The 12,446-nt window shown below is 68.6% G+C and carries 15 protein-coding genes; 10 read left to right on the top strand and 5 right to left on the bottom strand.

All coding sequences use genetic code 11. The features are described 5' to 3' along the window. Nucleotides 1–5 precede the first annotated feature (5 nt). On the bottom strand, nucleotides 6–1,370 hold the full coding sequence (locus ISN75_RS14595) for an MATE family efflux transporter (protein ID WP_168647074.1): 1,365 nt from the start codon (nucleotides 1,368–1,370) through the stop codon (nucleotides 6–8). Between the two features lie 164 nt (nucleotides 1,371–1,534). Between ISN75_RS14595 and ISN75_RS14590 the strand changes: the two genes are divergently transcribed. Together ISN75_RS14590 and ISN75_RS14585 are read left to right on the top strand one after the other, a co-directional pair. Continuing rightward, nucleotides 1,535–2,017, top strand: a complete 483-nt coding sequence (locus tag ISN75_RS14590) for an FKBP-type peptidyl-prolyl cis-trans isomerase (RefSeq protein WP_167254309.1) — start codon at nucleotides 1,535–1,537, stop codon at nucleotides 2,015–2,017. Nucleotides 2,018–2,106: 89 nt separating this feature from the next. Further along, nucleotides 2,107–3,294, top strand: coding sequence for an FAD-dependent oxidoreductase (locus tag ISN75_RS14585; RefSeq protein WP_168647075.1), 1,188 nt, complete (start codon nucleotides 2,107–2,109; stop codon nucleotides 3,292–3,294). 31 nt (nucleotides 3,295–3,325) lie between these two features. On the opposite strand, the gene ISN75_RS14580 is transcribed toward ISN75_RS14585, so the two are convergent. Both ISN75_RS14580 and ISN75_RS14575 read right to left on the bottom strand, forming a co-directional pair. Further along, a complete protein-coding gene (locus ISN75_RS14580; RefSeq protein WP_168647076.1) occupies nucleotides 3,326–4,405 on the bottom strand; it encodes a phospholipase A in 1,080 nt (359 codons plus the stop codon). Nucleotides 4,406–4,528: 123 nt separating this feature from the next. After that, entirely contained in the window at nucleotides 4,529–5,014 is a 486-nt protein-coding gene (locus ISN75_RS14575) for a hypothetical protein (protein WP_167253832.1), read from the bottom strand. A 125-nt stretch (nucleotides 5,015–5,139) separates the two neighbouring features. On the opposite strand from ISN75_RS14575, the gene ISN75_RS14570 reads away from it, so the two are divergent. Next, the gene (locus ISN75_RS14570) at nucleotides 5,140–6,453 is read left to right on the top strand and encodes a winged helix-turn-helix domain-containing protein (protein ID WP_343818719.1); all 1,314 of its coding nucleotides are present in this window, start codon (nucleotides 5,140–5,142) and stop codon (nucleotides 6,451–6,453) included. A 4-nt stretch (nucleotides 6,454–6,457) separates the two neighbouring features. Here ISN75_RS14570 and ISN75_RS14565 read toward each other — a convergent pair whose 3' ends face one another. Next, the gene (locus tag ISN75_RS14565; protein ID WP_167254317.1) at nucleotides 6,458–6,922 is read right to left on the bottom strand and encodes a hypothetical protein; all 465 of its coding nucleotides are present in this window, start codon (nucleotides 6,920–6,922) and stop codon (nucleotides 6,458–6,460) included. 391 nt (nucleotides 6,923–7,313) lie between these two features. Between ISN75_RS14565 and ISN75_RS14560 the strand changes: the two genes are divergently transcribed. The 7 genes from ISN75_RS14560 (at nucleotide 7,314) to ISN75_RS14530 (ending at nucleotide 11,846) form a co-directional block, all read left to right on the top strand. Beyond that, nucleotides 7,314–7,523 carry a cold-shock protein gene (locus ISN75_RS14560; protein WP_026636216.1) on the top strand — a complete coding sequence of 70 codons (210 nt, stop codon included), beginning with the start codon at nucleotides 7,314–7,316 and terminating at the stop codon, nucleotides 7,521–7,523. 254 nt (nucleotides 7,524–7,777) lie between these two features. Then, a complete protein-coding gene (locus ISN75_RS14555; protein WP_167254319.1) occupies nucleotides 7,778–7,993 on the top strand; it encodes a cold-shock protein in 216 nt (71 codons plus the stop codon). 258 nt (nucleotides 7,994–8,251) lie between these two features. After that, complete coding sequence (locus ISN75_RS14550) at nucleotides 8,252–8,473, top strand: cold-shock protein (protein ID WP_167254321.1); 222 nt, start codon at nucleotides 8,252–8,254, stop codon at nucleotides 8,471–8,473. Nucleotides 8,474–8,569: 96 nt separating this feature from the next. Next, nucleotides 8,570–9,478: an alpha/beta fold hydrolase gene (locus ISN75_RS14545; protein WP_423385175.1), complete on the top strand. Its 909-nt coding sequence runs from the start codon at nucleotides 8,570–8,572 to the stop codon at nucleotides 9,476–9,478. A 55-nt stretch (nucleotides 9,479–9,533) separates the two neighbouring features. Beyond that, complete coding sequence (locus ISN75_RS14540; protein WP_343818724.1) at nucleotides 9,534–10,586, top strand: NADH:flavin oxidoreductase/NADH oxidase; 1,053 nt, start codon at nucleotides 9,534–9,536, stop codon at nucleotides 10,584–10,586. A 14-nt stretch (nucleotides 10,587–10,600) separates the two neighbouring features. Then, complete coding sequence (locus ISN75_RS14535; protein WP_343818725.1) at nucleotides 10,601–11,476, top strand: pirin family protein; 876 nt, start codon at nucleotides 10,601–10,603, stop codon at nucleotides 11,474–11,476. Between the two features lie 67 nt (nucleotides 11,477–11,543). Next, entirely contained in the window at nucleotides 11,544–11,846 is a 303-nt protein-coding gene (locus ISN75_RS14530) for a DUF962 domain-containing protein (protein ID WP_167254327.1), read from the top strand. Nucleotides 11,847–11,927: 81 nt separating this feature from the next. Here ISN75_RS14530 and ISN75_RS14525 read toward each other — a convergent pair whose 3' ends face one another. Next, on the bottom strand, nucleotides 11,928–12,317 hold the full coding sequence (locus ISN75_RS14525) for a cytochrome c (protein WP_343818728.1): 390 nt from the start codon (nucleotides 12,315–12,317) through the stop codon (nucleotides 11,928–11,930). Nucleotides 12,318–12,446 lie beyond the last annotated feature (129 nt).

Here is a 12,446-nt window from a genome sequence, read left to right as displayed (position 1 = left end):
CAGTATTACGCAGCCTCGCGCAGATGCGGCAGCGGGGCGATCCACGCATCGCGCCGGCGCAGCCGCCAGGCGATCCAGCCCAGCCCGGCGCCGCGCACCGCCATGAAGGCCAGGAATGCCAGCCACAGGCCGTCGTTGCCCCAGCCGCGCGCGGCCCAGGCGAGCAGGGCGAACAGCGCCACCGCCAGCAGCATGCCGTCGCGCATTTCGCGTCCGCGCGTGGCGCCGATGAACAGGCCGTCCAGCAGATAGCTCCACACCGCTACCACCGGCAGCGCGGCCAGCCACGGCAGTGCGTGATAGGCCACCGCGCGCACTTCCGGCAGGCTGGTCTGCAGGTCCACGAACAGTGGGCCGCCGCCGGCGAACAACAGCGCAAAGCCGATGCTGCCCAGCAGCGACCAGCCGCCGGCCACCACCAGCGCACGCCGCAGCGCCTGCGCATCGCGCGCGCCGATGGCGTGGCCACACAGCGCCTCCACCGCATTGGCCAGCCCGTCCAGGCCGAAGGCGGTGAGCATCAGCCCGTTGAGCAGCAGCGCATTGGCCGCCACGGTGGCGTCGCCCAGGCGCGCGCCGAGCAGGGAGATGCTGAAGAACACGCCTTCCAGCGCCAGCGTGCGGATGAAGATGTCGCGGTTGACCATCAGCAGCGGCCGCCAGTGCGCCCAGCCGCGCAGCGCCTGCCAGTCCACGCTGCCCGGCCAGCCTTGCACGGCGCGGCGCGCGCGCCACAGGCCGTACAGCGCGCCGCACCACTCGCCGCAGGCGGAAGCCAGTGCGATGCCGGGCACGCCCCAGCCGAAGCCGAGTACGAACAGCAGGTTCAGCGCGATATTCACCAGGTTGGCCACCAGCAGCAGGGCCAGCGTGGTGCCCGCCCGCTGCGCGCCGATGAACCAGCCTGCCAGCGCGTAGTTGAGCAGGGCGGCCGGCAGGCCGAGCAGGCGCAGCTGCACATAGCCCTGGCCGCGTTCGGCCAGCGCCGGCGTGGCGTGCATCTGCCCGATCAGCCACGGCAGCAGCGGCAGCATCAGCAGGCCCACCGCCACGCCCAGCACCGCGGCCAGCAGCAGGGCCTGCACCTGCACCGTGCGCAGGGCGGCGCGGTCGCCCGCGCCCTCGGCCTGCGCGGCGAAGCCGGTGGTGCCCATGCGCAGGAAGCCCAAGCTCCACACCGGCAGGGCGTAGATCGCGCTGCCCACCGCCACGGCGCCAAGATCCTGCGTCTGCGGCAGATGCCCGGCCACGGTGCTGTCGACCAGGGCCACCAGCGGCACGGTGAGGTTGGACAGGATCATCGGTACGGCCAGCGCCCACACCCGCCGATGGGTGGGACGGTGGCGCCAGGCTTCGAGAAGGGTCGACATGGGCGGCGGATGGCGGGGGACGGCGCAGCGTAGCGCTGAGCGCGGCGCCGTGGAAAACAGCGCATTGACGCCCGAGCTGGTAGTCTTGCCGGCCATTGCCTCGCCGGCCCCCATCCATGCATGGGCCTGGACCGGTTCCACTTTTCCCCCTTTGCGAGATCACCATGCAGATTGCCGAGAGCTCCGTCGCTTCCTTCCATTACACGCTGACCGACGACCAGGGTCAGGTGCTCGACAGTTCCGAAGGCCGCGAGCCGCTCACCTATCTGCACGGCGTCGGCCAGATCGTGCCGGGCCTGGAGAAGGCCATGACCGGCCGCCAGGCCGGCGACCAGTTCAAGGTCGACGTGGCGCCGGAAGAAGGCTACGGCGTGCACCACGCCGAGCTCACCCAGTCGGTGCCGCGCGAAGCGTTCCAGGGCGTGGAGGACATCCAGCCCGGCATGCAGTTCCAGGGCCACGGCCCGCAGGGCGTGATCAACGTTACCGTGACCGCGGTGGACGACCAGGTCGTGCATATCGACGGCAACCACCCGCTGGCCGGCAAGACCCTGCACTTCGCCATCGAAGTGACCGACGTGCGCGCGGCCACCGAGGAAGAACTGGCCCATGGCCACGTCCACGGCGAAGGCGGCCACGAGCACTAAGCAGTGATGCGCGCCGGCCCGGTCTCGACCGGGCCGGCTTTTTTTATGGGCGCCGTGCGCCCGCTTGCCCGCTCAAGGATCGAGTCGCCATGCAGGACTCCCTGCGCATCGCCATCGTCGGCTACGGCGCCGCCGGCCAGGCCGCGGCGCTGTTTCTCGCCGCCCAGGGACACGCGCTGAGCGTGTACGAGCAGGCGGCCACGCCCGGCCCCGTCGGCGCCGGTTTCCTGCTGCAGCCCACGGGCCTGGGTGTGCTGTCGCGTCTGGGGCTGCATGAAGGCGCGCTGGCGCAAGGGCAGCGCATCGAGCGGCTGCATGGCGAGAATCGCCGCGGCCGCCGCGTGATGGACATGCGCTACGCCGACCATGCGCCGGCCTGCTTCGGCCTGGGCCTCACCCGCGGTTCGCTGTTCACCCTGCTGCGCGATGCCTATGGCGATGCCGCGCGCATCCATACCGGCGTATGCATCGATGCAGTGGCCGAGGACGGCATGCACCTGCGCGACAGCGCCGGCGGCATGCACGGCCCGTTCGATCTGATCGTGGTTGCCGACGGCGCGCACTCGCGCCTGCGGCGCCATCTGCCGCAAGCGCAGCGCCGGCGCGAGTCGGTCTATCCCTGGGGGGCTATGTGGTGCCTGCTGCCCGCGGGCGACTGGCCGCACCGCGGCGAGCTGCGCCAGCGCTATGCCGGCACGCGCGAAATGATCGGCCTGCTGCCGGTGGGGCGGCGGGTGGACCGCGAGGGCGACTGGCTCACTTTCTACTTCAGCCTGCCGGGCGAGCAGGTGGACGGCTTCGACGACGCGGCGCTGGCGCGCCTGCGGCAACGCGTGGAAGAGCTGTGGCCCGAAGCGCTGTATTTGCTGGACGGCATCGACACGCCCGCGCACTTGCATCGCGCGCGCTATCGCGACGTGGTGCTGCGCCATCCGGTGCACGGCCGCGTGGTCTTCGTCGGCGATGCGGCGCACGCGATGAGCCCGCAGCTCGGGCAGGGCGTGAACATGGCGCTGCTGGATGCGCAAGCGCTGGCCGATGCGCTCGCCGCGCAGGCCACGACCGATGCGGCCCTCGCCGATTACGCGCGCCGCCGCCGCCATCATCTGGCCGTGTACCAGCGCATCAGCCGCTGGCTGACGCCGCTGTTCCAGTCGCAGCGCGATGGCCTGGCGTGGTGGCGCGACGTGGCCTTCCATCCGCTGAGCCGCCTGCCGCTGGCGCGCGGGCAGACGCTGAAGATCCTTACCGGCACGAAAAAGGCCTGGTGGCGTTGACCACCGGGCCTGCCCGGCAAAACGGCGGCGCTCAGTACCAGTCGAGCAGCGAGATGCCCACGCCGAGGTAGGTGGCGTTGTGGTTGTAGTCGATCATGCTCTCGCCGTAGCCCTTGAACAGTTCCATATAGGCGCGCAGGTTGCCGGTGATCGGGAAGGCCCAGCTGAGCTGCGCCGCACCGTGGCTGCGGTCGCCGCCGCGCAGCGAGTGACGCAGCATCAGGCCGAATTCCTGGCCGTTCCATTCGTGCACGATCTGCACGTCGCCGCGGCCCATGTAGTCGCTGATGTCCGGATTGTTGTCGTCCTTGCCGTGCTCCGGCACGCGCCACCACGGGCGGAACATCACCGTCCAGCCGTCGCGCTCGAAGCCGATATTGCCCATCACGCGGTTCCAGCTGCGCGACAGCGGATTGGAGCGGCCGTTGGATTCGTGGTTGATGCCGATGCCGAGCAGGCGGCCGTCCCAGCCTGCCACCTGATAGTTGGTGTTGAAGATCAGCAGCGCTTCGGGTTCGTAGTTGGTCTCGCGGAACGGACGCGAGATCTTGTTGTTATAGACCTGCCAGCGGGACGACTGCGTATAGCCCACCCACAGGTCGCCTTCGTCGCCGAACACGCCCTGCCACACCTTGGTCTTCAGGCTGAGCTGGAATTTCGCTTCGACATTCTGCAGCTGCTGCGGCGTGCCGACCGTGTTCAGCGGATTGGGGCTGTGCGGCTGCGCGTTCTGGTTGCTGGTGGCGAATACCGGCAGCAGATAAAGCGGCTTGTAGCCGCGCACGTTGAAGGTGCCGAGCTTGCTCTCCGGCGACAGCTCCCAGCGCGAATCGAGCAAGGACATCGGGCGGCTGACTTCCGGATTGCCCTGCGTGGCGCTCTTGTCGGAAGCGAACACGCCCGGCGCCGCGGCGTTCTCGTTCATGCGCTTCTGCGCGGTGGGCAGGTTCACGCGGCCGGTGGCGCGGTCGTAGCAGGCCAGGCGCTGCGCGTCGCTCTCGATCGCGGTGCAGGCGCGGATGTCCATCGGGTCGGGATTCTGCGCATGCGCGCGCGGGCCGAGCAGGCCGGCCGCCAGCAGCAGCGCCAGGGTGACGTTCGTTCGCGTCATTGCGTACTCCACCAGAAACGGGGCGTGAGGAATTCATTGAGGGGAAGGCGCGGCCGAACGCGGGTGCCGCACACGAAAACGCCGGCCGCGGCGGACCGCGGCCGGCGTCAGGGTGCCGGAAGCTCAGCGCTGCTTCAACCAGCGCGCATACGCGGCCTTGCTCAGATGCTGCGCGCCGCCGGACGCATGCAGGAAGTCATTGGCGAGCGGCGGATAGGCGGAGGCATCGTCTTCGGTGACGTACGCCTTGCCGTTGGCGAGCGCGGCGAAGTCCGGCGGCGGACCGGCGTCCTTGACCGCGGGCATGCTGGAATTGACGGTGACCTGGCCTTGCGCACTGTTGAACTGCGCGCTGTCCTGGCCGGGTTGCGGTGCGGGTGCGCTCTGCGCCTGCGGCATGGGCTGAGGCATCGGCTGCGGCTGCGCTTGCGGCTGCGGCATGGGTTGCGGTTGCGCCGGTTGCGGCGGCGGCATCGGTTGCGGTTGTGCCTGCGGCGGCGGAGGCGGCGGAGGCATCGGCTGCGCGGGCTGGTTCTGCGCCATCAAGGTGCCGGCGAACAGCAGCGAGCCGGAGGCAAGAAAACTAAGCAGGGGATTGCGGGGATTCATCGTCGATGCTCCATGCCAGAATGACTGGCTCGAGGACGGAAGGCGCGAGGACGTGGAAGCGGCCGCAGTGCCGGGCCGGCATGGCTCGTCCCGCGCTGAGGACAACGCTAACAAAGGCCGGATAAATGCCTGCACAACCATTCGATGTGGTCGGTGTGAAAACTTCGTCGTCGCCGTCTGCACTTCCGCCGGGCAAGCCGCGTCTCACGCTGGCGCAGGCGCAGCGCCTGCAATTGGCCGCACAGGGGCTGCTGCGCGCGCCGCGCCGCCGCGCACGGCGCGCCGACGTGCTGGATGCGATCACGCGCATGCGGCTGCTGCAGATCGACACCATCCACGTGGTGGCGCGCAGTCCTTATCTGGTGCTGCATTCGCGCGTGGGCGATTACGAACCGGCATGGCTGGACGAAGCGCTCGCGCAAGGCAAGCTCGCCGAATGCTGGGCGCACGAAGCCTGCTTCGTGCCGGCCGCCGACTACGCCTGGCATCGCGCGTGGGGCGTGCGCCGCGGCACGCATTGGGCATACCGCCATGCCGAGCGCATGCATCGCGAACAGCGCGCGGACATGGACGGCCTGCTCGAACGCATCCGCGCCAACGGCGCGGCGCGCGCGGCGGATTTCGAACGCGAGCAACCGGGTGCGGCCAGCGGCTGGTGGTCGTGGAAACCCGAGAAGCGCTGGCTGGAAGCGTGGTTCGCGCTGGGCGAGCTGATGGTGAGCCGGCGCGAGCGGTTCCAGCGCGTCTACGATCTGGCCGAGCGCGTGATCGCGCAGCTGCAGCCATCGTTCGACGACGCGCCGCTGGGCATGGAGGAGGGCGCGCTGCGCCGCCGCTTCATCCTCGACGCCGTGCGCGCGCTCGGCATCACCCAGGCGCGCTGGATCGCCGACTACCACCGGCTCAAGCCGGCGGTGACCGACAGCGAGCTGGCGCCGCTGGTGGCTTCAGGCGAGCTGATCGAAGTGGCGGTGGCGGACTGGAAGGTGCCCGGCTACGTGCACGCCGACCATGCGGACGAACTGGCGCAGGTACTGCGCGGTGGCCTGCGCGCGACCTATACGACCCTGCTGTCGCCGTTCGACCCGCTGGTGTGGGATCGCGCGCGGGCGCAGGCGATGTTCGGATTCGAATACACCATCGAGTGCTACGTGCCGGCGGCGAAGCGCCGCTACGGCTATTACGTGCTGCCGATCCTGCGCCGCGGGCAATTGGTGGGCCGGCTCGATGCCAAGGCGCATCGAGCCGAATGTGTATTTGAGGTGAAGGCGCTTTACCTGGAAGAGGGCGAAACGCCGACGCCGGCCTGGATCGCCGACGTGGCCGAGGCGATCGCGGCAACCGCGCGCTGGCACGGCACCCCGAAGATCCGCCTCGGCCGCTGCCGCCCCGCCAGCGTGGCGGCAGCGTTGCGCGCGCACTGGCGCGCCATGGACTGACGGCTCAGTGCGAGCCGCCGCTGGCCGGAACCACCGGCTGCGGCGCGCAGGCCTTGCCGTGCAGCGCCTGGTGCAGCTGGTTGGCCAGCGAGGTGCAGCGGTTGCCGAGCTGCGGGCGGATATCCGGATCCAGCGAATCGCGCAGCAGGCTTTCGCGCATCGCCTCGTAGCGACCCTCGATCTGGTCCGCCGGATAGATCGCCGCGGCCTGGTGGCAGGCGATATAGGTGTTCAGATAGTTATCGCAGGCGGGGATGCCGGTCTGGTCCGGCAAGGCCTGGCTGGGCGCGGTTTTCGGCTTGCTGGCGGGGGCGCGGGTGGTGCTGGCGGGCGCCGTGCCGCGGCTGCTGCTGGTGGTTGTGGTGGAGCTCCCGCTGGAGCTGGGTCGGGTGGTTTTGTCGTTGCATCCGGCCAGGACAAGTCCGCCGGCGAGCACGAGCAGGGCGAGGCGCGAGGGAAGTCTGGTCATGAGCATCTCCTTGACTGTCGGCCCCGGGCGGGCCGTGCCGCGATATGGAAAGTTGAGCAACGCCCGGTTGCCAAAAGGCAGTCGCAATAGACACTGAGCGTCGTAAAGAAAAGCTGAATCGAATGGCGTTTTGGGTGAAGAACGGGCGGAAATGCTGCCGTGATTATTTCTGTTCAGTTTTCCCCGTGCACCCCGTTATTCGCTTTCCGCCCTTTGAAACAGCTATGATGTGCGGACTGTGTTTGCCGGGGTCACCTGTTTTGTGACCCGATGCCGCTGATCAGCGATCCGCTTCATCGCCTCACCCCTAGGGTTTTCCTTAGCAGCTCAGTAAGTCGGCCGTTCCGAAGGAACGGCTGAGCCTCAATCAAAACCTTTAGGAGTGTTTCACATGTCTGATCGTCAGATCGGTACCGTCAAGTGGTTCAACGATGCCAAGGGCTTCGGCTTCATCAGCCGTGACAACGGCCCGGACGTCTTCGTCCACTTCCGCGCCATCCAGGGCAACGGCTTCAAGAGCCTGGCCGAGGGTGACAAGGTCAGCTTCAAGGTCGTGCAGGGCCAGAAGGGTCTGCAGGCCGACGAAGTGCAGAAGGCCTGATCCAAGGCATTCTTGATCGATTGAAAAGGCCGGGCAGCGATGCCCGGCCTTTTTTTACGCCTTTCGGCATGGGGTCTTCCCACATACCCGTGCGAAAAATCCGCTATGCTCGGGCCACTGTGTTTGTCAGGTCACGCGTGCCCCGATGTACGGTTTCACCCGCATCGCTCCACCGATTCCCTGCATGCCCAGTAAGTCGTCGGTCGCAAGGGGGAGACCGGCCTGTCTCAGTGTCGATTCGATCGGAGTGAGTCATGTCGGATGGTAATCGTGAAACCGGCACGGTGAAGTGGTTCAACGACGCCAAGGGGTTCGGCTTCATCAGCCGCGAAAACGGTCCCGATGTCTTCGTGCATTTCCGCGCGATTTCGGGTTCCGGATTCAGGAGCCTCAAAGAAGGCCAGAAGGTCACCTTCAAGGTGGTCACCGGCCAGAAGGGGCTGCAGGCCGAGGACGTGGCGCCTGCCTGAGAGGTCGGGGTAAAAACCGCCGCAAAGAACGAAAGCCGGGCAGCGATGCCCGGCTTTCTTTGTTCATGGGCTCCGGCGGCATCACTTATCCTTGAAAAAAAATCGGCTATGCTCGCTTCACTGTGTTCGCTGGCCACGCGCGTGCCCGATGTCCCGGCCCTTGCCTCGCATCGCTTCACCGGTTCCCTGCAGCCCAGTAAGTCGTCGGCCGTAAGGGGGAGGCTGACTTGTCTCAAATCGAATCGATTGGAGTAAGTCATGTCGGAAGGTAATGGCCGTGAAACCGGCACGGTGAAATGGTTCAACGATGCCAAGGGGTTTGGCTTCATCAACAGGGGAAACGGCAAGGAGGACGTCTTCGTCCACTTCCGCGCGATCCAGGGCACGGGCTTCAAGAGCCTGAAAGAAGGTCAGACGGTGACTTTCAAGGTGGTCAACGGCCAGAAGGGCCTGCAGGCCGAGGAAGTGATGCCGGCCTGATCTTCAGGTCGAACCGAACGGAAAAGGCCGGCGCAAGCCGGCCTTTTTCTTGCGCGCCGCCTGCACGGGAACGCGTGCTAGCCTGCCGTTTTTCCGCTGACGGAGTGCCCTGTGCAGGAAGCATCGGCCGAGCTACCGACCGCCATCGCGCCCGCCACGGCCGGCGATGGCGCATCTTCCGAGCTGCTGCTGACGCTTCCCGCGCAGGCGCCGTCGGCCCTGCTGTACTGGCTGCCGGCGATGGGCGTGGCCGCGCGGCATTACCTGCCGCTGGCGCAGGCGCTGGCCGCGCGCGGCATCGCGGTGGCCTTGCACGAATGGCGCGGCATCGGCTCCAGCAACCGGCGCGCCGGGCGGCACAGCGACTGGGGCTATCGCGAACTGCTGCAGCTCGATCTCCCCGCCGGCCTGGCCGCGGCGCGCGAACGCTGCCCGGGCCTGCCCTGCGCCATCGGCGGGCACAGCCTGGGCGGCCAGCTCGGCTCGCTCTATACCGGCCTGCATCCGCAGGATTTCGAGGCCCTGGTGCTGGTGGCCAGCGGCTCGCCGTACTGGCGGCGTTTCCGCCGCGGCGCGCTGATCGGTGCGGCCTATGCACTGGCGCCCGTGCTGGCCGGCCTGGTCGGCCATCTGCCCGGGCGGCGCCTGGGCTTCGGCGGCAACGAGGCGCGCGGCGTGATCGCCGACTGGGCGCGCAGCGGCCGCACCGGCCGCTACGCCGCCGCCGGCCTGCCGGACGACCTGGAAAGCGCCATGGCGCGCGTGCGGCTGCCGATCCTGGCCCTGCGCCTGCGCGACGACTGGCTCGGCCCCCAGGCCTCGCTGGACTGGCTGCTGGCGAAGATGCCGCAGGCCCGGCCCGCGCGCGCCGTGCTGGATCCGGACGAACTGGGCGTCCCCGCCGACCACTTCGCCTGGATGAAGCAGCCGGCCGCGGTCGCCGCGGCCATTGCCGATGGCCTGGCGCAGGTCCAGCGCCGCGACCGGGTGCAAGCCGCCTCTTGAAGCGGGGAGCTTTCGCCGGCATGTGGCGGATTCGATTCTTTGCCGGCATCTGCCCATGAAACTGTTCACCCCGTTCGTCCAGCGCAGCCTCACGCTGCGCAACCGCATCGCCGTCGCGCCGATGTGCCAGTACTCCGCCGTCGACGGCATGCCCGACCACTGGCACCTGGTGCACCTGGGCAGCCGCGCCGTCGGCGGCGCCGCGCTGGTGATCGCCGAGGCCACGGCGGTGTCCGCGGAAGGGCGCATCTCGCCGCAGGACGTCGGCCTGTGGAACGACGCGCAGCGCGATGCCTGGCGCCCGGTCACCCGCTTTATCGACATGCAGGGCGCCATCGCCGGCGTCCAGCTGGCCCATGCCGGCCGCAAGGCCAGCGCGCAGCGCCCCTGGGAAGGCGGCGGCGCGCTGCGCGAAGGAGCCTGGACGACGGTGGCGCCCTCGGCGATCCCGTTCGATCACGACTGGCACACCCCGCAGGCGCTGGACGACGCGGGTTTGCGCCAGGTGATCGAGGATTTCCGCCGCGCCGCCGAACGCGCGCTCGCCGCCGGCTTCCGCCTGGTCGAGCTGCATGCCGCGCACGGCTATCTGCTGCACCAGTTCCTGTCGCCGCTGAGCAACCATCGCCAGGATGCCTACGGCGGCAGCTTCGAAAACCGCACGCGCCTGCTGCGCGAGATCATCGCCGCGGTACGCGAGGTGTGGCCGGCGGAACTGCCGCTGTGGGTGCGCATTTCCGCCACCGACTGGCACGAAGGCGGCTGGGACATCGAGCAGAGCGTGCGCCTGGCGCGCGAGCTGCCGGCGCTGGGCGTGGACCTGGTCGACGTCTCCAGCGGCGGCCTGGTGCCGCACGTCAAGATTCCGCTCGGCCCCGGCTACCAGGTGCCGTTCGCCGCGCGCATCCGCCGCGAAGCGGGCATCGCCACCGGCGCGGTAGGCCTGATCACCGAAGCGGAGCAGGCCGCGCGCATCGTCGAACAGGACGACGCCGACATCGTGCTGATCGCCCGCGAAAGCCTGCGCGATCCGTATTTCCCGCGCCGCGCGGCGCAGCAGCTGGGTGCGTCGATCGACGCGCCGGTGCAATATCGGCGGGCTTGGTAACCAGGAAAAACGACGTGGACCAGAACCCGCTGCTGATCGAAGGCCGCCTGCACGACCTGGGCGACGGCTTCACCGTGCGCCGGCTTTTGCCGGTGCTGCAGGCCCGCCATGTGGGGCCGTTCGTGTTCTTCGACCTGATCGGGCCGGCTGCCTTCGCGCCGGGCAAGGGCATGGACGTGCGGCCGCATCCGCATATCGGCCTGGCCACCGTGACCTGGCTGTTCGAAGGCACCATCCGCCACCGCGACACCGTCGGCAGCCTGGCCGACATCCGCCCCGGCGAAGTGAACTGGATGACCGCCGGCCGCGGCATCGCCCATTCCGAACGCACGCCGCCGGACGAGCGCCGCGACGGCCAGCGCATGCACGGCGTGCAGGTGTGGGTGGCACTGCCGCGGCACGACGAGGAAGTGGAGCCGGAGTTCCACCATCACGGCGCCGATGCGCTGCCGCGCATCCGCCGGCCCGGCGCCGAGCTGGTGCTGATCGCCGGCACGGCTTACGGCGAACGCTCGCCGGTGAAGGTGTTCGCGCCGATGTTCTTCGTCGAGGCCACGCTGGAAGCCGGCGCCGAGCTGCCCTGGCCGGACGAGCACGTCGAACGCGGCGTCTGCGTGATCGACGGCGAAGTCAGCTGGGGCGGCTTGAACGTACCCGCCACACACACGGCGGTGCAGACGGGAGACACCGCCGCCCCGCTGAAGGCCGCCACGCGCAGCCGCGTGATGCTGTTCGGCGGCGCGCCGCTGGATGGCGAGCGGCATCTGTGGTGGAACTTCGTGTCCAGCCGCAAGGAGCGCATCGAGCAGGCCAAGCTGGAATGGCAGGAGCAGCGCTACGGCAAGGTGGCCGGCGACGAGGAAGAATTCATTCCGCTGCCGGTGCGTTGATGCTGCGTCCGCGCATGCGCCCGCGGGGGCGCGGCGCTAGGCTGCAGCGATGCCAGAGGGAATCCGCATGTCCGCTTATGCCAGCTTCCGCGAGTTCTATCCGTTCTATCTGGGCGAACACAGCGACGTGAATTGCCGGCGCATGCATTTCGCCGGCAGCACCCTGGTGCTGGCGGTGGTCGCGTTCGCCGTGATCACCGGACACCTCGCCTGGCTGTGGCTGGTGCCCGTTGCCGGTTACGGCTTCGCCTGGGTCGGCCACTTCGTGTTCGAGAAGAACCGCCCGGCCACCTTCCGCCACCCGCTGTACAGCCTGATGGGCGACTGGGTGATGTATTGGGACGTGTTGCGCGGACGAGTGAAATTGTAGGTTGGGGTGAGCCGCAGGCGAACCCCAACGATGCGGCAACGTTGGGGTTCGCCTGCGGCTCACCCCAACCTACGCTGGTTTTCAGCGGTATCTCTGATGACACGACTGGCACGTCTCGCCCACCGGCTTGAGCGCCGCCGCGAGCGCCGCGCAATCGGCCGGGGCGGCCTGCACCGCGGCCTGCAGCTGGGTATGCAGCTGGTTGGCCTCGTCGATAAAGCCCTGGTCCATGCCGGGGAAGGCGGGGACGATGTCCGACGAGGTCGACAGCAGCCGCTGCAGATGCCCGGCATTCGCGGCCGCTTCGCAGCGCTGGCCCTTGACCGCGTTGCGCAGCGCGCCGGAGTGGTGCGCCATCACGTCCATCACCGCATGCGGGAAAGGATTGCGCTGCTTGAGCGCGTTCATGGCGAAGACGGTGCCGACGATGCCGATAGCCAGGCCGAGGACGATCAGAAGTGCTGCGCGCATGCTTTGCCTGATTCCTGCTATGAAACGGACCGCCCGCGAGGTTAGCACGCGGCCTCGCGGCGCCCGCCGCCCGCTCCCGCTAAAATGGCGGGCTTTACGCACCGAACGATCCACCCCATGTACATGATT

The sequence above is a fragment of the Dyella marensis genome (assembly GCF_049532885.1).
GTDB classification, from domain to species: Bacteria; Pseudomonadota; Gammaproteobacteria; order Xanthomonadales; family Rhodanobacteraceae; genus Dyella_D; species Dyella_D marensis.
The sequence above is the reverse complement of the archived record's forward strand: the minus strand, read 5'-3'. Positions and strand labels throughout refer to the sequence as shown.